The organism is Streptomyces sp. NPDC026538 (genome assembly GCF_055567535.1).
In genome coordinates this window covers 197,022-215,859 of sequence record NZ_JBVHQG010000014.1, presented here as the reverse complement: position 1 = coordinate 215,859, position 18,838 = coordinate 197,022, and the positions used below count along the sequence as shown (strand labels likewise).

The 18,838-nt window shown below is 71.2% G+C and carries 20 protein-coding genes; 11 read left to right on the top strand and 9 right to left on the bottom strand.

The window, feature by feature from the left end:
* The first annotated feature begins 91 nt into the window (after nucleotides 1-91).
* The 6 genes from ACZ4N4_RS40525 (at nucleotide 92) to ACZ4N4_RS40500 (ending at nucleotide 4,678) form a co-directional block, all read left to right on the top strand.
* Nucleotides 92-1,126 (top strand): ABC transporter ATP-binding protein, encoded by a 1,035-nt coding sequence (locus tag ACZ4N4_RS40525; protein ID WP_467598522.1) that lies wholly within the window; start codon nucleotides 92-94, stop codon nucleotides 1,124-1,126.
* On the top strand, nucleotides 1,123-1,764 hold the full coding sequence (locus ACZ4N4_RS40520; RefSeq protein ID WP_467598519.1) for an ABC transporter permease: 642 nt from the start codon (nucleotides 1,123-1,125) through the stop codon (nucleotides 1,762-1,764). Before ACZ4N4_RS40525 ends, ACZ4N4_RS40520 begins: the two co-directional genes overlap by 4 nt.
* Before the next feature lies 1 nt (nucleotide 1,765).
* On the top strand, nucleotides 1,766-2,428 hold the full coding sequence (locus ACZ4N4_RS40515; protein ID WP_467598516.1) for an ABC transporter permease: 663 nt from the start codon (nucleotides 1,766-1,768) through the stop codon (nucleotides 2,426-2,428).
* Nucleotides 2,429-2,437: 9 nt separating this feature from the next.
* Nucleotides 2,438-3,367 (top strand): ABC transporter substrate-binding protein, encoded by a 930-nt coding sequence (locus tag ACZ4N4_RS40510; RefSeq protein ID WP_467598513.1) that lies wholly within the window; start codon nucleotides 2,438-2,440, stop codon nucleotides 3,365-3,367.
* Nucleotides 3,368-3,514: 147 nt separating this feature from the next.
* Nucleotides 3,515-4,201: a carbonic anhydrase gene (locus ACZ4N4_RS40505; protein ID WP_467598510.1), complete on the top strand. Its 687-nt coding sequence runs from the start codon at nucleotides 3,515-3,517 to the stop codon at nucleotides 4,199-4,201.
* A gap of 72 nt (nucleotides 4,202-4,273) precedes the next feature.
* Nucleotides 4,274-4,678 carry a hypothetical protein gene (locus ACZ4N4_RS40500; RefSeq protein WP_467598507.1) on the top strand — a complete coding sequence of 135 codons (405 nt, stop codon included), beginning with the start codon at nucleotides 4,274-4,276 and terminating at the stop codon, nucleotides 4,676-4,678.
* A 16-nt stretch (nucleotides 4,679-4,694) separates the two neighbouring features.
* Here the strand turns inward: ACZ4N4_RS40500 and ACZ4N4_RS40495 are convergent, their stop codons facing one another.
* Nucleotides 4,695-5,456 (bottom strand): SDR family oxidoreductase, encoded by a 762-nt coding sequence (locus ACZ4N4_RS40495; RefSeq protein ID WP_467598504.1) that lies wholly within the window; start codon nucleotides 5,454-5,456, stop codon nucleotides 4,695-4,697.
* Nucleotides 5,457-5,603: 147 nt separating this feature from the next.
* On the opposite strand from ACZ4N4_RS40495, the gene ACZ4N4_RS40490 reads away from it, so the two are divergent.
* Nucleotides 5,604-6,455, top strand: a complete 852-nt coding sequence (locus ACZ4N4_RS40490; protein ID WP_467598502.1) for a helix-turn-helix transcriptional regulator — start codon at nucleotides 5,604-5,606, stop codon at nucleotides 6,453-6,455.
* Between the two features lie 352 nt (nucleotides 6,456-6,807).
* Here ACZ4N4_RS40490 and ACZ4N4_RS40485 read toward each other — a convergent pair whose 3' ends face one another.
* Nucleotides 6,808-8,199: a cystathionine beta-synthase gene (locus ACZ4N4_RS40485; RefSeq protein ID WP_450765611.1), complete on the bottom strand. Its 1,392-nt coding sequence runs from the start codon at nucleotides 8,197-8,199 to the stop codon at nucleotides 6,808-6,810.
* Between the two features lie 150 nt (nucleotides 8,200-8,349).
* Between ACZ4N4_RS40485 and ACZ4N4_RS40480 the strand changes: the two genes are divergently transcribed.
* The 3 genes from ACZ4N4_RS40480 to ACZ4N4_RS40470 all read left to right on the top strand — a co-directional run bounded on the left by ACZ4N4_RS40480 (nucleotide 8,350) and on the right by ACZ4N4_RS40470 (nucleotide 11,999).
* Complete coding sequence (locus ACZ4N4_RS40480; RefSeq protein WP_467598499.1) at nucleotides 8,350-9,408, top strand: SGNH/GDSL hydrolase family protein; 1,059 nt, start codon at nucleotides 8,350-8,352, stop codon at nucleotides 9,406-9,408.
* A gap of 258 nt (nucleotides 9,409-9,666) precedes the next feature.
* Nucleotides 9,667-10,887 (top strand): acetyl-CoA C-acetyltransferase, encoded by a 1,221-nt coding sequence (locus ACZ4N4_RS40475; RefSeq protein WP_453564690.1) that lies wholly within the window; start codon nucleotides 9,667-9,669, stop codon nucleotides 10,885-10,887.
* 317 nt (nucleotides 10,888-11,204) lie between these two features.
* Nucleotides 11,205-11,999: a hypothetical protein gene (locus ACZ4N4_RS40470; protein ID WP_467598495.1), complete on the top strand. Its 795-nt coding sequence runs from the start codon at nucleotides 11,205-11,207 to the stop codon at nucleotides 11,997-11,999.
* Nucleotides 12,000-12,163: 164 nt separating this feature from the next.
* Here ACZ4N4_RS40470 and ACZ4N4_RS40465 read toward each other — a convergent pair whose 3' ends face one another.
* Nucleotides 12,164-12,475 (bottom strand): hypothetical protein, encoded by a 312-nt coding sequence (locus tag ACZ4N4_RS40465; protein ID WP_453564695.1) that lies wholly within the window; start codon nucleotides 12,473-12,475, stop codon nucleotides 12,164-12,166.
* Between the two features lie 118 nt (nucleotides 12,476-12,593).
* Between ACZ4N4_RS40465 and ACZ4N4_RS40460 the strand changes: the two genes are divergently transcribed.
* Nucleotides 12,594-12,824: a DUF4287 domain-containing protein gene (locus tag ACZ4N4_RS40460; protein WP_351706537.1), complete on the top strand. Its 231-nt coding sequence runs from the start codon at nucleotides 12,594-12,596 to the stop codon at nucleotides 12,822-12,824.
* A gap of 72 nt (nucleotides 12,825-12,896) precedes the next feature.
* On the opposite strand, the gene ACZ4N4_RS40455 is transcribed toward ACZ4N4_RS40460, so the two are convergent.
* The 6 genes from ACZ4N4_RS40455 to ACZ4N4_RS40430 all read right to left on the bottom strand — a co-directional run bounded on the left by ACZ4N4_RS40455 (nucleotide 12,897) and on the right by ACZ4N4_RS40430 (nucleotide 18,681).
* Nucleotides 12,897-13,757, bottom strand: coding sequence for a Bax inhibitor-1/YccA family protein (locus ACZ4N4_RS40455; protein WP_365802263.1), 861 nt, complete (start codon nucleotides 13,755-13,757; stop codon nucleotides 12,897-12,899).
* 195 nt (nucleotides 13,758-13,952) lie between these two features.
* Nucleotides 13,953-15,131, bottom strand: a complete 1,179-nt coding sequence (locus ACZ4N4_RS40450; RefSeq protein WP_467598490.1) for a 4-hydroxybenzoate 3-monooxygenase — start codon at nucleotides 15,129-15,131, stop codon at nucleotides 13,953-13,955.
* A gap of 235 nt (nucleotides 15,132-15,366) precedes the next feature.
* Nucleotides 15,367-16,041, bottom strand: a complete 675-nt coding sequence (locus ACZ4N4_RS40445) for a hypothetical protein (protein WP_453564703.1) — start codon at nucleotides 16,039-16,041, stop codon at nucleotides 15,367-15,369.
* Nucleotides 16,042-16,156: 115 nt separating this feature from the next.
* On the bottom strand, nucleotides 16,157-18,073 hold the full coding sequence (locus ACZ4N4_RS40440) for a zinc metalloprotease (RefSeq protein WP_467598487.1): 1,917 nt from the start codon (nucleotides 18,071-18,073) through the stop codon (nucleotides 16,157-16,159).
* 104 nt (nucleotides 18,074-18,177) lie between these two features.
* Entirely contained in the window at nucleotides 18,178-18,396 is a 219-nt protein-coding gene (locus ACZ4N4_RS40435) for a hypothetical protein (protein ID WP_453564708.1), read from the bottom strand.
* A 69-nt stretch (nucleotides 18,397-18,465) separates the two neighbouring features.
* Nucleotides 18,466-18,681, bottom strand: a complete 216-nt coding sequence (locus ACZ4N4_RS40430) for a hypothetical protein (RefSeq protein WP_207921928.1) — start codon at nucleotides 18,679-18,681, stop codon at nucleotides 18,466-18,468.
* Nucleotides 18,682-18,838: the final 157 nt, after the last annotated feature.

The window sequence follows — 18,838 nt, the reverse complement described above, 5'->3', positions numbered from 1 at the left end:
CCGTTACCTCGGATTAACGCCAGACCGTTGACAAGCTATTCATCTACGAAGAACTCTGCATGACGTTATACAGCCGGGCAAGGGACATCTCATGATCCAGTTCGACGCGGTCCACAAGCGCTTCCCCAACGGCACGACAGCAGTCCACGATCTCGCCCTGGAGATGCCGGAGGGCGGGGTGACCGTCCTGGTCGGCTCCTCCGGCTGCGGCAAGACCACCACCCTGCGGATGATCAACCGGATGGTCGACCCGACCTCCGGCACCATCCGGGTCGGCGGCAGGGACATCCTCGAACAGGACGCGGCCGAACTGCGCCGCTCCATCGGGTACGTCATCCAGCAGGCCGGGCTCTTCCCGCACCGCACGGTGCTCGACAACATCGCCACCGTGCCGCTGCTGCTCGGCTGGAACCGGAAGAAGGCCCGCGCCCGCGCCGCCGAACTCCTTCAGACCGTGGGCCTCGCCGCCGACTCCGGCAAGCGGTACCCGCACCAGCTCTCCGGCGGCCAGCAGCAGCGCGTCGGCGTCGCCCGCGCCCTCGCCGCCGACCCGCCGGTGCTGCTGATGGACGAGCCGTTCGGCGCGGTCGACCCGGTGGTCCGCGCCCAGCTGCAGGACGAACTGCTCCGGCTCCAGAAGGAGTTGAACAAGACCATCGTCTTCGTCACGCACGACATCGACGAGGCGGTCCGGCTCGGCGACCGGATCGCCGTCTTCCGCACCGGCGGCCATCTCGTCCAGTGCGCGCCGCCCGCCGAGCTGCTGGCCCGCCCTGCTGACGACTTCGTCGCCGACTTCCTGGGCGCGGAAAGGGGACTGAAGCTGCTGTCCCTCAAGACCCTCGCCGACGTCCCGCAGGGTCCGGCGCCCCAGGGCGACTGGACCCTCGCGCTCGATCCGGCGGGCAAGCCCCTGCACTGGCGGTCCGAGGACGCCGAACTCCCGCTGCGCCCCCTCAAGGACGGCGACTCCCTGCTGGCGGCGCTCGACGAGTCGATCGCCTCCCCCACCGGGCTCGTGGCCAGGGTCGACGCGGACGGCGTCCTCACCGGCGTCTCGTCCCGCGACGACATCCACGCGCACGCCGGCCAGGCGCACACCGAGGCCCGGGTGGTGGCGGCATGACCATCGACTGGTCGTGGATAGGCGACCACACCGACGACCTCACCAGCCTCACGTTCTCCCATCTCCAGGCGGCGATGACCGCGGTCCTCCTCGGCCTGCTGATCTCGCTCCCGCTCGCGGTCCTCGCCCACCGGGTCCGCCCGCTGCGCGGCTTCCTGCTCGGCATGTCCAACGTGCTCTTCACGATCCCCTCGATCGCGATCTTCGTCCTGCTGCTGCCGGTCAGCGGCCTGACCCGCACCACCACGGTCATCGGCCTCACCGTCTACACGCTGGTCGTGCTGTTGCGGAACACCGTCGAGGGCCTGGACTCGGTCCCCGCGAAGACCAAGGAGGCGGCCAAGGCGATGGGCACCCGCCCGCTGCGGACCCTCCTCACGGTCGAGTTCCCGCTGGCCCTCCCGGTGATCATGGCGGGCGTCCGGATCGCCACGGTCATGTCCATCTCGCTGGTGAGCGTCGCCACCTACATCGGCGACGGCGGCCTCGGCCAGCTCTTCACCGACGGCTTCCAGCGCGACTTCCCGACCCCGGTGATCGCGGGCGTGGTGCTCACGATCCTGCTCGCGGTGGTCGCCGACGCCCTGCTGGTGGCCCTCCAGTACGTCCTCACCCCGTGGCGAAGGAGGCGAGCCTGAGATGTTCGAGCTGTTCAAGAACCTAGGCACCTGGCTGACCAGCGGCTCCCAGTGGGCCGGCCCGGACGGCATCGGCCATCGGCTCGCCGAGCACCTCCAGTACTCGCTCCTCGCGACCCTGATCGCGGCCGCGATCGGCCTCCCGGTCGGCCTGCTGATCGGTCACACCGGCAAGGGCGCGTTCGTCGCCATCAACCTGGCGTCCTTCGGCCGCGCGCTGCCCACCGTCGGCCTGGTCGTCCTGGTCTTCCTGGCCGGCGGCCTGTCGATGCTGCCGGTGTACGTGGCGCTGGTCGCCCTCGCCGTACCGGCGATCGTCACCAACACCTACGCCGGGATGACGGCCGTCGACCCGGACGTCCGCGATGCCGCCCGCGGCCAGGGCATGCGCGGCCACCAGGTCCTCTTCCACGTCGAGCTGCCGCTGGCACTTCCGCTGATCATGACGGGCCTGCGCCTCGCGCTCATCCAGGTCGTGGCCACGGCGACCATCGCCGCCTACGTCTCCTTCGGCGGCCTCGGCCGCTACGTCTTCGACGGACTCGCCCAGCGCGACCTCGTCCAGGTGCTCGGCGGCGCGGTCCTGGTCGCCGTCGTCGCCATCGCCCTCGACCTGCTCCTCAGCAGCCTCCAGCGCTTCCTCTTCCGCCACCGCACTGCCTAGGGACCCTCGATGAACCGACGTACGCTCCTCGGCGGCCTCCTCGCGGCGGCCTCCGTCCCCGCCCTCTCCGCCTGCTCCAGCGGTATCACCTCCCTGAACGAGAGCAGCGGTTCGGCCGCCGGCGGCGGCTCCAGCAAGAGCGGGATCACCATCGGCACCGCCAACTTCACCGAGAACCAGGTGCTCGGCTACCTCTACGCGGCCGCCCTCAAGGCCGCCGGCGTGAAGGTGAAGGTCCGCCCCAACCTCGGCACCCGGGAGATCGTGATCCCCGCGCTCAAGGCCGGCGACATCGACCTGCTGCCCGAGTACCAGGGCGCCCTTCTCAACTACCTGGCCCCGAAGGACACCTCGGCGGACCCGGGCACCATGCAGAACGCGCTGGCCATCGCCCTGCCCAGCGGCCTCCAGGTGCTCCCCTACGGGCAGGCGGCCGACTCCGACTGCTTCGTCGTCACCCGGGCGACCGCGCAGAAGTACGGCCTGACCTCGCTGGCCGACCTGGCCAAGCAGAACGGCAGGCTGGTCATCGGCGCGGCGCCCGAGGTGAAGAAGCGGCGGGTGGGCGCGGTCGGACTGCAGGACGTGTACGGCGTCCAGTTCAAGGAGTTCAAGTCGCTGGACTCGGACGGACCGCTGGTCAAGGGCGCCCTGAAGAAGGGCGACGTGGACGTGGCGAACCTCTTCACCACCGACACCGACATCGTCGCCAACGACTGGGTGGTGCTGACCGACCCGAAGAACCTGATCCCCAGCCAGCACATCGTCCCGCTGATCGCCGACCGCAAGGCCGACTCCACGGTCCGCAAGGCCCTCGCCCGGCTCGGCAACCTCCTCACCACCGAACAGCTCACCCAGCTCAACAGCCAGGTGGACAACGACAAGAAGGACCCGGAGGACGTGGCGGACGCCTACGCCGAGCAGCACGGGCTGACCTGATCACGAAGCCGTATCGCAAGATCGATGACCTGACGACGGAAGTACCAAATGTCCGCAAACAGGCACGCGGAGTGACCGCGCGTGTGCTTACGGTGAGGAGGTGTCAACAGCACCGCACCGGAACTCTGTGAACTCTGAGGAAGCGTCATGGCCTCGAACCGCAGGGCCTTTCTGACCGCCACCGCCACCGCGACCGCCGTCGGCGCCCTGACCGTCGCCCCCACCCCGGCGACGACCGGCACCGGCCGACCGCACTCCCCGGCGCCCGCCACCGCCGGCGCCGCACTGGACGAACTCCTCGCCGGCAACCGGCGGTACGCGGCCGGCCGGCCGCGCCACCCGCACGACATCGCCGGCCACCACCGGCTGCCGGCCGGCGGGCAGCACCCGTTCGCCGTCGTCCTCGGCTGCGTCGACTCCCGGGTCGTCCCCGAACTGGTCTTCGACCAGGGGCTCGGCGACCTGCTGTGCATAAGGACGGCCGGTCAGGTGCTGGACGAGGCCGTGCTCGGCTCGATCCAGTACGGCGTGGAGGAACTGCGCGTCCCGCTGGTCGTGGTGCTCGGCCACGAGCGCTGCGGGGCCGTCGCCGCCACCCTCGGCCGGCTGCGCACCGGCGCGCCCGTCCCCGGCCACCTGGAACTGCTCGTCGAGGAGATCTCCCCGGCCGCCCGCCGCACCAGGGCGCTGCCCGGCGACTGGGCCGAGCACACCATGCGGGCGCACACCGCCTGGGTGCGGGACGCGATCCGGGCGGACCCCGCTTTCGGCGGGGCATCGGTGGTGGCGGCCCGGTTCGACCTGGACAGCGGGCTGGTGTCGCTGCTGCCCTGAGGGCGGGCCCCCGGAGAATTGCGGGGGCTTACCCCAGTGCGGCGGGCGTCCCGGCTCCCTACCGTGGGCTCCATGACGGACGCGCATGACACCGACCTGAAGAAGGAACTCGACGCCACCCTGCACGCCCGCAGGGAACTGGGGCCCGAGTACGAGTCGGAGCTGGCCGACTCCTTCATGGAGAAGATCGACCAGCGCATCGACGGCGCCGTGGAGCGCCGGCTGCGCAGGACCCTGGCCGAGCAGCAGCTCCAGGCGGCCCGGAGCACGCGGCGCGGCAAGGGCACCGACTCCTGGGGAGAGCGGTTCGGTTTCGCGATCGTCTCGCTGGTGCTGGCGGTCCCGCTGTCGGCGCTCGGCGGCACGTTCGGCGGCACGACCGGCCTGATCGCCACCTGGCTCGGCATCGTCGGCGTGAACATGGCCCAGGCGGTCCGCGTCAACCCGGGCATGTTCCACCGCTCCGACCGCGACTGACCCGCGACCCCGCAGATCACACCTGCCGGGTCGGCAGCACCATGACCTGGCGCAGGTTGACGTGGCGGGGCCGGCTCGTCACATAGCCCACCAGGTCGGCGACGTCCTCGGCGGCCAGCGAGCCCATTCCCTCGAGCATGCCGCCCAGTTGCTCCCGCAGTTCGGCCGACCCGATGTGGTCGGCCAGTTCGGTCTCCGTCAACCCCGGCTCGACATTGGTGACCCGCACGTCACGCGGCCCGAACTCGGTGCGCAGCAGCTGCGAGAGGTGGGTGACGGCGGCCTTGGTGGCGCCGTACACCGCGTAGGTGGGGAAGACGGCGTGCGCGCCGATGGACGACACGTTGACGAGATCGGCGGTACGGCCCTGCGCCGCGGCTTCCACCAGGTCCCCGGTGAAGGCCCGCAGCACCCGCAGCACACCGGTCACATTGGTGTCGATCATGCGCTGCCACTCGTCGAGCCGGCCGTCGTCGATCGGGTGGGGCAGCATCACACCGGCGTTGTTGACGACGAGGTCGACGGTCCCGAAGGCCTCGTGCACGGCGTCCGCCGCCGCCTGTACGGACGCGTCGTCGGTGACGTCCGCGGTGACGGCGAGGGCCTGACCGCCGTTCGCCCGGATCTTCGCCACGACCGTCTCCAGCCGGTCCGCGCGCCGGGCCAGCAGGGCCACCCGGGCGCCCGACTCGGCGAGCCGCAGGGCGACGGCCGCCCCGATCCCGCTGGCGGCTCCGGTGACGACGGCGGTACGGCCGGACAGGTTGTCGTACGACATGAGGTACTCCCTGGGCAAGTGCCGCCGGGCCGGTCCCGGTGGCGTGTCTCCACCCTCGCCGGGTCCGGGCGCCCTACCCAGGGATGCGTTTTTCCTGGGTCTGGCAGAACCAGGCTGGAAGACCACCGCTCCCCTACGATCGAACCCATGGACGGGGACCTCGGAGACTTTCTGCGCTCGCGCCGCGCCCGGATCCGGCCCGAGGAGGTGGGGCTGCCCTCGCACGGACGGCGCCGGGTGCCGGGCCTGCGCCGCGAGGAAGTGGCACAGCTGGCGGGTGTGAGCGTCGACTACTACATCCGGCTGGAACAGGGCAGAGGGCCTGGGGGGCCGTCCCGGACGAAGTCGGGGGGAGTTTCCGACGCGGTGCTGGACGCGATCGCCCGCGTCCTGCGTCTGGACGAGACCGAACACGCCTACCTGCGGACGGTGGCCCGCCCCCTCCGCACGGGCACCGCGCGCCCGGCCGGCCCGCGCGTGCGCCCCGGTGTGCAGCTGCTGCTCGACGGCATGGACCGGACGGCCGCTTTCGTGCTGGGCCGCCGGATGGACGTGCTCGCCTGGAACGCCCTCGGCGACGCGGTGAATGGCTTCAGCGCGCTGGCTCCGGCCGAGCGCAACATGCCGCGCCAGGTCTTCCTGGACCCGGCGGCCGAGGACTTCTACCCCGACTGGGCCGCCGTCGCGGCCCAGACCGTCGCGAACCTGCGCATCGCCGCGGGCCGCCACCCCGACGACCCCCGCATGGCCGCGCTGATCGGCGAACTGTCCCTGAAGAGCGCGGACTTCCGGCGACTGTGGGCGGACCACGAGGTCAAGGAGTGCGCGTACGGCGTGAAGCGCATCCAGCACCCGGTGGCCGGACTACTCACCCTCCCCTACGAGACCCTCACGGTTCCGACGGACCCGGACCAGACCCTCGTCGCGTACACCCCGGAACCGGGTTCGGAGACGGCGGAGCGGCTTGCGCTGCTGGGGAGCTGGGCGACGACCGGCTGAGCCGGGACGCGCCGGGACGCGCCGGGAAAAAGTAATGCGCGGGGACCGCCGCACCCCCGTTACCGGGGGGCGGGACGACGGCGGTCCCCGCGAGGGACATGGACCGGGTCAGGGCCGGGTCTCACGTCCAAGCGTCCATGGAGGTCCGGGAGCCGCTCCGGAGGTCCTTGGACGTTCGGTGTCGGCCGAGGCGGGGAGCCGCTCCCGCCCTGCCGACACCCACTAATGTGCCGGACCCGTGTTAAGCGTGTGCTGCGTGGACGTGACACGCTCGTACCACTTCCGCGAAGTCCACCGCTTGGACAGAGGGCAGCAAGTTCCCCGGTGTCACGGCCGGTTCACCGGACGTTCGCTAGTGCTTGCCGCCCTTGGCGAGAAACGCCAGCAGGTCCTGCCGGCTGACGACGCCCTTGGGCTTGCCCTCGACGAGGACGATCGCCGCGTCCGCCGCGCCCAGCACCGACATCAGGTCGCCGACCGGCTCACCGGAGCCGACCTGCGGGAGCGGCGCGCTCATGTGCTTCTCCAGCGGGTCCTGCAGGGAGGCCCGCTTGCTGAACAGCGCGTCGAGCAGCTCGCGTTCGACGACCGAGCCGACGACCTCGGCGGCCATCACGTCCGGGTGCCCGGCGCCCGGCTTGACGACCGGCATCTGCGAGACGCCATACTCGCGCAGCACCTCGATGGCCTCCCCGACGGTCTCCTCCGGGTGCATGTGGACGAGGGAGGGGATGGAGCCGCCGGCCTTGTCGCTCAGCACGTCGGCGACGCGGGCGCTGGGGCCCTCGTCCTCCAGGAAGCCGTAGTCGGCCATCCACTCGTCGTTGAAGATCTTGCTGAGGTAGCCGCGACCGCTGTCCGGCAGCAGGACGACGACGACGTCGTCCGGGCCGAGCCGCTCGGCCACCCGCAGCGCGGCCACGACCGCCATGCCGCAGGAGCCGCCGACCAGGAGGCCCTCCTCCTTGGCCAGCCGCCGGGTCATCTGGAAGGAGTCCTTGTCGGACACCGCGACGATCTCGTCGGCGACGGTCCGGTCGTAGGCGGTCGGCCAGAAGTCCTCACCGACGCCCTCGACGAGGTACGGCCGCCCGGACCCGCCGGAGTACACGGAGCCCTCCGGGTCCGCGCCGATCACCTGGACCCGCCCGTCGCTGGCGTCCTTCAGGTAGCGGCCGGTGCCGGAGATGGTGCCGCCGGTGCCCACGCCCGCCACGAAATGGGTGATCTTCCCCTCCGTCTGCTCCCACAGCTCGGGGCCGGTCGAGTGATAGTGCGAAAGGGGGTTGTTCGGGTTGGAGTACTGGTCCGGCTTCCAGGCGCCGGGGGTCTCCCGGACGAGCCGGTCGGAGACGTTGTAGTACGAGTCAGGGTGCTCGGGGTCGACGGCGGTGGGGCAGACGACCACCTCGGCGCCGTACGCCCGCAGCACGTTGATCTTGTCGGTGCTGACCTTGTCGGGGCACACGAAGATGCACTTGTACCCCTTCTGCTGGGCCACGATCGCCAGCCCCACCCCGGTGTTTCCGCTGGTCGGCTCGACGATGGTGCCGCCGGGCTGGAGCTCCCCGCTCTTCTCGGCGGCCTCGATCATCCGCAGGGCGATGCGGTCCTTCACGGAACCGCCCGGGTTGAAGTACTCGACCTTGGCGAGCACGGTGGCCTGGATGCCCTGGGTGACGCTGTTGAGCCTCAGCAGCGGGGTGTTGCCGACGAGGCTGATCATCGAGTCGTGGAATCGCACCGTTGTCTCCGGTTGCTTTCAAAAGAAGTGGTCCTGGTGGTGCCGCCAGCCTAAGGCCCGCTCCACAGGTTCACTCACCGTTGAGATTGGCGGACGGCCGGTACGGGGCAAGGAGTGGATGTACGGGCAACGAGGAGGTGGCGGCTACGTATGTCGAGCATGTCTAGGGCACGGGTGGCCCGGCGGATCGCGGCCGGGGCGGCGTACGGCGGAGGCGGGATCGGGCTGGTCGGCGCGGCCGCGGTGGGCCTGGTGCTGGCCGAGGTCCGGATGGCCAGGACCCGGGTGGGCAACGGCACCAGCGGCGGCCGGGTACCGGCGGCGGACGGCCGCTACGGCGACGCGTACGGCACCGGTGAGCCCCCGCTGCGCCTGACGATGCTCGGCGACTCCACGGCGGCGGGGCAGGGTGTGCACCGGGCCGCGCAGACGCCGGGCGCGCTGCTGGCGTCGGGCCTCGCGGCAGTGGCCGAACGCCCGGTCGAGTTCACCAACGTGGCCCTGCCCGGCGCCCAGTCCGACGACCTGGACCGCCAGGTGGCGCTGGTCCTGGGCTCGGCCTCGCTGGCCCCCGACGTCTGCGTGATCATGATCGGCGCCAACGACGTCACCCGCCGCATGCCGCCGACCCGCTCGGTGCGTCATCTCTCGGCGGCGGTACGACGGCTGCGGACCGCGGGCGCGGAGGTGGTGGTCGGCACCTGTCCCGACCTGGGCACGATCGAGCCGGTACGACAGCCGTTGCGCTGGCTGGCCCGGCGGGCGTCGCGCCAGCTGGCGGCGGCCCAGACGATCGGCACGGTGGAGCAGGGCGGCCGCACGGTGTCGCTGGGCGACCTGCTGGGCCCCGAGTTCGCCGCGAACCCCCGCGAGCTCTTCGGCCCCGACAACTACCACCCCTCGGCGGAGGGCTACGCCACGGCGGCGATGGCGGTGCTCCCCACGGTCTGCGCGGCCCTCGGCCTGTGGCCGGCGGAGGAGGAGCGCCCCGACGTCACCCGCCGCGAGGGTTTCCTCCCGGTCGCCCGTGCGGCGGCGGAGGCCGCGGCGGAGCCCGGCACGGAGGTCACGGCGGCGATGCCGACGGGGCCGCGGGGACCGTGGGCCCTGCTGAAACGCCGTCGGCGCCACCAGGTCGACGAGCCGCCCACCCTCCCGACCGACCCGGATTCCGAGGAGGCGAGGTCGAGGGCCGCCAGAACCGACTAGGACAGTCCGACGGCGAGTTGAGCGTGGGGAGCGCGGGGATCTGTCACGAGCCTCCGCATGAAGCGCCCCGCAAGGGGCGCGGGGAACTGCGCGAACGGCCACGGCGGCGCCGCGGACGAAGACCGGCACGCCGGCACGAAAAAGCAAGCGCTTAGAAAGTGCGGCAAGTGTCACACCCCAGCACCGGTGACCGATGACATACGTGCGGGTAACTTCCCAAGCAGCCCTGCCAATCCCCCGCGTCACTGGAGCCGTGAGATGCCCGAAGCCGTCATCGTCTCGACCGCCCGTTCCCCGATCGGCCGTGCCGTCAAGGGCTCCCTGAAGGACCTGCGCCCCGACGACCTCACCGCGACGATCATCCAGGCCGCCCTCGCCAAGGTCCCCGAGCTGGACCCCAGGGACATCGACGACCTGATGCTCGGCTGCGGCCTCCCCGGCGGCGAGCAGGGCTACAACCTCGGCCGGATCGTCGCCGTGCAGATGGGCATGGACCACCTCCCCGGCTGCACGATCACCCGTTACTGTTCCTCGTCCCTCCAGACCAGCCGCATGGCGCTGCACGCCATCAAGGCCGGCGAGGGCGACGTGTTCATCTCTGCCGGTGTCGAGACGGTCTCCCGGTTCGTCAAGGGCAGCTCCGACGGCCTCCCGGACACCACCAACCCGATCTTCGCCGAGGCCCAGGCCCGTACCGCCGCCACCGCCGAGTCCACCGGCTCCACCTGGCACGACCCGCGCGAGGACGGCCTGGTCCCCGACCCGTACATCGCGATGGGCCAGACCGCCGAGAACCTGGCCCGCGTCAAGGGCGTCACCCGCCAGGACATGGACGAGTTCGGCGTCCGCTCCCAGAACCTCGCCGAGGAAGCCATCAAGAACGGCTTCTGGGAGCGCGAGATCACCCCGGTGACCCTCCCCGACGGCACGGTCGTCAGCAAGGACGACGGCCCGCGCGCCGGCGTCACCATGGAGGGCGTGGCCGGCCTGAAGCCGGTCTTCCGCCCCGACGGCCTGGTCACGGCCGGCAACTGCTGCCCGCTGAACGACGGCGCCGCCGCCGTGATCATCATGTCCGACACCAAGGCCCGCGAGCTCGGCCTGACCCCGCTCGCCCGGATCGTCTCGACCGGCGTCACCGGCCTCTCCCCGGAGATCATGGGCCTCGGCCCGGTGGAGGCCTCGCAGCAGGCCCTGCGCCGCGCCGGCCTGACCGTCGACGACATCGACCTGTTCGAGATCAACGAGGCGTTCGCCGCCCAGGTGATCCCCTCCTACCGCGACCTGAACATCCCGCTGGAGAAGCTGAACGTGAACGGCGGCGCCATCGCCGTCGGCCACCCCTTCGGTATGACCGGCGCCCGGATCACCGGCACGCTCATCAACTCCCTCCAGTTCCACGACAAGCAGTTCGGCCTGGAGACGATGTGCGTCGGCGGCGGCCAGGGTATGGCGATGGTCATCGAGCGCCTGAGCTGAGCCACCGCGGGCCCTCCGGGTGAACCCCGAGTGAACCCCTGCGTGATCCCTGAGTGACCGTCACGGGACCCACCGTGACGCCACGGCCCGGTGTTCGAGAAAACTCCGAACACCGGGCCGATTTGTGATCCAATCTCCCCCAGGATGTGACCTATCTCCCTCTGCGGGTATATCGCCGCAGGTCAGCTGGGTCGCCCCAGTAAACCCGAGGGTCAAAGTCCTGTCCCTTTCGTGACGTTACGCACTGACAGCTTGATAGTCCGCCCTTCAAGCTGATGTAGGAAGTCGGGGGTCGACTTTGAACCGGGAGTACGTCAGTGAGCGCCATGCCGATCGCCTTGCTGCTCACCACGGCCGCCACGGGCGCCGTGGGCGTCGCTGTCCTGCGCAGTGTTCTGAAGCTGCGCCGTCAGGTCGCCGAGCTGCACACCCAGCTTGCCCAGAACCAGGCCGCCGCGATGCGCGCGCTGCTGCCGGCCGCCCGCAGCCATGCGGACGCCGAGCAGATACGGGCCGCCGTGGCCGAGGCGCTGGCCGAGGAGCGGGAGCGGGAGCTGGCCGAGGCGCGGGCCTTCTGGGCCGCGCAGGAGGTGCGTGACGCCTCCGACGCGCCTTCGCTGCTGGGCCTGGCGGACGGTGAGCCGTTCCTGCCCCGGCACAGCGACTTCGTGGGTCTGGAGCCGGTCGCCGAGCAGGGGACGGAGGCCGACGACTTCGCCGGGGGCGCCGCCACCGAGTCGCCGGAACTGGCCGCGGCCCGCCGCCGGCACCCGTCCCACCCGGATTTCGTGCCCGTGCAGTCGCCGGTGGTGAACGACCATGAGCGCACGGTCGCGACGCTGGAGCAGCTGGCCGAGTCCCAGGTCGAGCTCTCCGACGTGCGCCCCGGGCCGCTGGGGACGCTGGACGTCTATGTCTTCGCCGACGGCACGACGCTGTGCATGACGCCGGGGCACCGGGAGACGGCGGAACGGCTGGCCGCGGCGCTGAGCGCGGGCGAGACGCCGTACCTGCTGGGCGGGTCCGGGATCTCCGGCGCCTACACGCTGACGTTCGCGTGCGGCGAGGAGAACGTGTACATCCTGGCGGACCGGGTCATAGCGTCGCTGTGAGCCGTTGAGGGTGCGTGGTCGGGTGCCGGTGAGCGGGGGTTGCTCGCACAGTTCGCAGCGCCCCTGAAAGCAAAGAAGGGGCGCCGCAGTGCGCCCCTTCAGGGGCGCGGGGAACTGCGCGACCAGCCAGATCGCACCCGCACCCGACCATGCACCCCCGGCCCTCACACCCCCGCCCTCTTCTGGGCCTCCTCCACCAGGCGCACCGCGTCCCCCACCTCGGCGTCGCTCCTCAGCACCACCGCCAAGTCGTTCCCGGCCACCGTGATTTGGTCGGCGACCGCGAACATCCCCGCGTCCGGCATCTCCCGGGCCTCGCCGCCCGGCTCCTCGACGTCCTGCGCCCAGTCGGCCAACTGCCTGGCCAGCGCAAGCGCCTCCGCGGCCGCCCCCCTCTGCAGCCGACTCTGCGGCGCAGCCCTCAACTTGTCGGCGAAATGCTCCACGGCACGGGTAAGAGGCGTCGTATCAACCACGCCGTGAGCGTAACGCCTGACGTCGGCTGTCCTGTCCTGACTGTTGCCAACACGCCAACACTCAGGCACGGTGACGTGAAGGACCGGCTACAACCCCCTTTGCGCACCGGAGGCGCCGATGTCCCAAGTCTTCTCCGAGGAGACCCATCGCAACATGCTCGCCCGCATCCCCCACTGCACCGGTCGTGAAGTGTCCGACTGGCTGCGTACCGTGGCCGAAGGCCCGTCCCTCTTCCGCTTCGAGGAGAAGGTCAGCTGGCTCCGCCACGAGCACAACCTCGCGTACGGCCACGCGAAGGCGTTGATCCACGAGTACGACCTGAGGAGGGCCGCGCGCAAACTTCTCTAGGCGCGCACAGACGAGGAAGGGCCCCGGGGAGTCCCCGGGGCCCTTCTCGGTTCGCTTGCCTCTGTACGGGCGCTAGTCGTTGCTGCTGAAGATCGCCACCAGGCGCAGCATCTCGACGTAGATCCACACCAGGGTCAGGGTGAGGCCGAACGCGGCCAGCCAGGCCTCGTTCTTCGGGGCGCCGTACGCGATACCGTCCTCGATCTGCTTGAAGTCGAGGGTCAGGAAGAACGCGCCGAGCAGGATCGCGATGATGCCGACGATCGCACCGAGCGGACCGAAGCTGCGCAGTCCGCCGTTCTCGGCGACGCCGAACGCGACCAGCAGCAGGTTGACCGCCATCACCAGCACGAAGGCGATGGCGATGGCCATGCCGACGCGGGCGTAGCGGGCGGTGACGCGGATCCAGCCGGCCTTGTAGACCAGCAGGGTCGCGGCCGTGACCGCCATGGTGCCGAGCACCGCCTGGAACGGGGCGCCGCTCCACTGGCTGTTGTACATCTCGCTGATCACGCCGAGGAAGACGCCCTCGAAGGCGGCGTATCCCAGGATCAACGCGGGCACCGGGGTGCGCTTGAAGCTCTGGATCAGGGCCAGGACCATCGCCACGATCGCGGAGCCGAAGGCCAGGCCGTAGCTGGTGCTGGAGACCGGCAGCAGGGCCCAGGCGAGGGCCGCGCCGACGGCGACCGTGCCCAGCGTCATCGCCGAGCGCAGGACCACGTCGTCCATGGTCATCCGGCCGGTGGTGGCCGGGGCCTGCGGCGGGGCGCCCTGCTGGACGTCCTGCTGGGCGTAGGGGTTGTTCGCGTACGGGTTCTGCGCGTAGGGGTTCCCCTGTGCGTACCCGGCCTGCGGCGCGGTGTTGAAGCCCGCGTAGCCGTTGTCGCGGCTGAACCCCCGTCGCGAGAAGACCGGGTTACTGCTCCTCATTTCGCTCCTCCATGGCCACGGTGCGCGGCCTTGGCGTCAAGAGTAATGGATTGGCAAAAGAACGACCCTCGTACTTGGGGAGGATCTTTCCCTCGTGGTGCTGCGCAACACGCTACGCGGACCCCTCATTCCCGGCCATGGAGGGCTTCATTCCATGACCGGGTCGCTACACGGCCGGAACCGGCCGGAGATGCCTCAGGCGTCCAGCGGGAAGCCCGTGTACGCCTCCGCCAGGTCGGTCTCGGCCGCCCGGCAGGAGGCGATCCGGCCGAGCCGGGCTAGCTGGAGCCGGGCGTCGAAGGGGGTGTCCCCGGGGCCGCGGTGCAGCAGGGCCGTCATGTCGTACGAGAACCGCTCGGCCTGCCAGACCCGGCGCAGGCAGGTCGCCGAGTAGGTCTCCAGGAGCTCGGGCGAGCCCGTCTCCTTTTCGTGGGCGAGGGCGCGGGCGAGGGTGACGACGTCACCGACGGCGAGGTTCAGCCCCTTGGCACCGGTCGGCGGCACGATGTGGGCGGCGTCCCCGGCGAGGAAGACCCGGCCGTGCCGCATGGGCTCGTGGACGTACGACCGCATGGGTGTGACCGACTTCTGGGTGATCGGCCCGCGCGCGAGGCGCCAGTCGTCGTCGGTCTCCAGGCGCCGTTCCAGCTCGTCCCAGATCGCCTCGTCGGTCCAGTCCTCGGCGTCCGTGTCGGCCGGGACCTGGAGGTAGAGGCGGGAGACGGACGGGGAGCGCATCGACAGGAGGGCGAAGCCGCGGTCGTGGCGGGCGTAGACCAGTTCGTCGTGGGATGGGGCGACATCGGCGAGAATGCCCAGCCAGGCGTAGGGGTAGGTGCGCTCGAAGACCCGGGAGAGGGACTCGGGGAACGCGTCGCGGGCCACCCCCCAGAAGCCGTCGCAGCCGACGACGTACGTGCACTCCAGCACGTCCTCGCGCCCCTCGTGCCGGAACCGCACCCGCGGCCGCGCGCTGTCGGCGCCCTCCACGGCCAGCGCCTCCGCCTCGAAGAGCAGCGGGCCGCCCTCCTTGAGCTGGAGGGCGATGAGGTCCTTGCAGACCTCGGTCTGGGCGTAGACCGTCACGGACCGCCCGCCGGTGAGCCCGGGGAAGTCCACGCGGTGGCGCTGTCCGGCGAACCGCAGCTCGATGCCGTCGTGGCGCAGGCCCTCGCGGTCCATCCGCTCCCCGGCGCCGGCCGCGCGCAGCACGTCCACCGTGCCCTGCTCCAGGATCCCGGCGCGCTGGCGGTGTTCCACGTAGCCGCGGTCGCGGCCCTCCAGGACGACCGAGTCGATGCCGGCGTTGTGCAGCAGCCGGGCGAGCAGGAGCCCGGCGGGTCCGGCTCCGATGATGCCGACGGTGGTGCGCATCGGTCGTTCCTTCCGTGGACGGGGCGTCGTCGCCCGTTGCGGAGACTGCGGCGTTCACCTGGTTCGCCTGTTCGTCTGGTGAAATTTCCTTCACCTGGTTTACCCGAGTCTCCGTCCGCGCCTACCCCCTGTCAATGGACGCGCCCGAGCTCCGGCGGCGCGCGCGGCCGGCCGCCCGGTCCGCCGGAGGCGGTGGTGGGCCGGGCGGCCGGTGCGCGGAGCGGTGGGGCGTGGGTCAGCGGCCCGGCCAGCCGTCCAGGTGGCGGTGCAGGGTGACATCGGTGCGCGGGTCGCCCTTCGGGGCGTTCGCGACCGCGTCGTGCAGGACGGTGGTGACCTCGGCGGCCAGCCCGTCGGCCTGCGTGCGCAGCTCGTCGGCGGGCAGCGTGGAGCGGCTCAGCTCGTCGAGCCGGCGGTGGATGTCGGCGAGCTTGCCCCGCGCGGTGGCGTCGAGCAGCAGCGGGTTGGGCGTGGCGACCACGAACTGGTAGGCGCCGGCCAGGGTCTGGCAGCCCGTGCACTCCTTGTTGGCGGCGTCGCTGAGGTTCACCGCGTTCAGCCGCGTGTGCTCCCCGGCGACCGTGACGATCTGGAAGGACAGCGCGACCGAACGGCAGTGGTCGTCCGCCGAGCAGCCGGCCGAGACGGCGTTGGCCTGGTTGCGTACGGCGGCGGCGTTGACCTTGCCGAACTGACGGACCGTGAACGAGTCCCGGACCTGGGTGTGGTGGCCGCGGTCGGCGTGGCTGAAGACGTGGTCGGAGGCGACCGCGGCGTGCGGCACGGCGGTGGCCGCCTGTGCGGGCAGGGCGGTGGCCGCGCCGGCGACCCCGGCGGCGAACAGGCCGATCCGGACGGCCCGCCGGGTGAGCGGACCTGAGGTGGTGCGTGGTTTTCGGTGACTGCTCATGGATGCTCCTGTGCTTCTGCGGTAGGTGGTTCGGTGGCCGTGCGCCGGCCGGCCGCGTGGTGGTGGCCGGCGGACCGGCCCGCGCGGTGGCCGTACGACGGCCCGGGGCCGCTCGTCAGGACGTGGCCGGGGCCGGGGAGCTGGGCGGGTCGCTGGCCGGCGGCGGGGACGGGCTGGGCGGCGGGGACACCGGGACGCTCTCCGACGGCGTGGGCGACGGCTCGGGCTCCGTCGTGCCGGGCCCGTCGGACGGCGAGGGCACCGGATCGGCGACCGTTCCCCCGCTGGACGGCACCGGCGACCTGGAGCCACCGTCGCCGGGACCGCCGGGTACCGAGGCGGACGGCGACGCCGAGGCGGACGCCTGGCGCGAGGACTCCGTCGGCGAGGGCCCGGCGCCCGCCCCGGCCGAGGCGGCCGGGGCACCGGCCGCCGGGTCCGACGGGCTGCCGGATCCCGTCGGGCGGTCCGGGGTCGTGGCCTGCCGGGCCGGCGGTGCCTCGGTCGGCACCCCCGGCTGCAGGATCGGCGCGATCGGCGGCTGCTTGGGCAGCGGCTTCGGCGTCACCCCGGAGACCCAGGCGTAGCTGAGACCGGTGAGCCCGGCGAGGGCGAGGGCGCAGACCGCGAGCCTGAGCCCCGGCCGGCCCGCCGTGGTGCGTTTCGCGGCCCGGATGATCCGCCCGCCGATCTTCACGGACAGATAGACGACACCGGCCATCGGGCACAGCAGCATCACGCTGCCGATGGTTCCGACCAGCCCCTCGACGATCTTCCCGTCCACGAACGCCGAGCCGGTGCCGACGAGCTGCTCGGTCAGGGAGCGGGTCATGGTGGTGAGGATCCGCGGCAGGTTCCACAGCGCGTACCCGAGTTCGCCGATGATCAGCGGGACCATCGTCAGCACCCAGGTGGCGACGATGGCGCGCGCCGACTTCTTGAGCCCGGCGACCTCCTCGCGGGCCTTGTCCCCCCGCGGCCCCGGCACCAGGGCCAGCAGGATCGGCTTGATCTTGCCGTACAGGTCCGGGACCCCGGCCAGGTCGCCGAGGATGTAGTAGCCGTCCAGCCGTACGGCCGGCATCAGCTGTTCCAGGATCTCGAAGTGCCCGAGGTAGACCGTGGCCAGGAAGAACTGCGCCCCGGTGGCGAAGTAGGCGCCGGCCATGGCCAGCATGAAGACGATGTTGAAGTAGACGCCGCCGAGGTCGGTGCGGAGCCGGCCGGCCCGGCCGATCCGGTAGACGTCGGTGACGTCGGTGTACATCGAGGGCCAGATGAGGAAGAGCCCGCACCCGATACAGCCGGGGCGGGCTCCGCCGTACCTGCACGCGGAGGCGTGGCCGAACTCGTGGAAGACGAGGGAGGCCACGGTGAGCGCGAAGACGACGAGGATCAGGACGGGCTGGTCGAGCACCTCCAGGACGGGTTCTATCGCCCCGAAGAACCCGAACAGCCAGACGTCCATGCCGACCACCGCGGCCAGCACCAGTGCCACCACCACCGGTCGGTGCAGCCAGGCCAGCGAACGGGCGATCTTCGCCGTACGCCGCTCGTCGAAGATCACCCGGTGGCCCTTGAGGGCGAGCAGCAGGTCGGAGCGCGGGGCGTCGACCTCGTCGTCCTCCTGGCCCTCCGGGACCGTCACTCCCAGCGGTTCGAGCTTCTTCTCGACGAGGTAGCGGATGTTCTCCCCGCTGACCTCGCGGCCGAAGCGGGCGCTGACCCGGTGGGCGATGGCCTCGGCATCGCGGACGCCGTCGACCGACGACGCCACCAGGTACAGCAGCCGGGACAACTGCACGACCTGCCCGTCCCCCCGACGGGCGATGTACTTGGGCTCGGTGAATCCCGACCCCTGGTACTCGCCGTGCAACCGCAGTCCCGCGCTCAGCCTCGGGATCGGCGACGGTGGGTCGACCACCGGCAGGTTGCCCGTCGCGACCTGCTCGTAGGTGACCGGCCAGCCGCCGGGTCCGGGCACCGGGCCCGTGTCGTACAGTGCGGCGGTCCCGTCTCCGAGCACCGTCATGTGTGGTCTCCCCCCGGATCCCGCATGCAGTTCCCCCCTTGGCGCCGGTCCGACGCCGGCCGCGAGCGCCACCGCCGGGGCGACGGCGGTGGCGCTCCCGGGGACTACTGGGTGACGCTGATCGTCTGCGCGGCCTGCGAGCTGGCGGACGACCACGAGGAGTGGTCGTTCAGGGCGGCGGACTGGTTGGACGCGTCGATGTTGGCGATGTGCTTGGTGACGTTGACGGTCTTGCCGAAGCTGAACTTCAGGCGGCCGAGGGCCTCACGGCCCGGCAGCAGCTCGGCGGACTCGTTCTCCAGCTCGTTCATGTCCATGCTCATGACGGATGTCCTTTCGTTTCGTGTGCGATGAGGTCGAGGTGGGCGCCGGCGCCGTGCGCCGGCGCGGTGTTACTGGGTGACGCTGATGGTCTGGGCGGCGCCGGAGTCGGCCACCGACCACGACGAGTGGTCGTTCAGGGCGGCGGACTCGTTGTGGGCGCTGATGTTCGCGACGTGCTTGGTGACGTTGACCGTCTTGCCGAAGCCGAACTTCAGCCGGCCCAGGGCCTCACGACCCGGCAGCAGCTCCGCGGACTCGGCCTCGAGCTCATGGGCGTCCATCATGATCGCTTCCCCCTCAGGGATAGACATTTCCGATCGGACCGAGTCAGGTTCCCCCCGGACTCTGTCCAATCTGGTCGGACGAGCTGTCCAACGAGATTGGACACTAGGGCCTCGGAGACCCCTCGCGCAACCCGTTCGGGAAATCACCCTCTCGGCC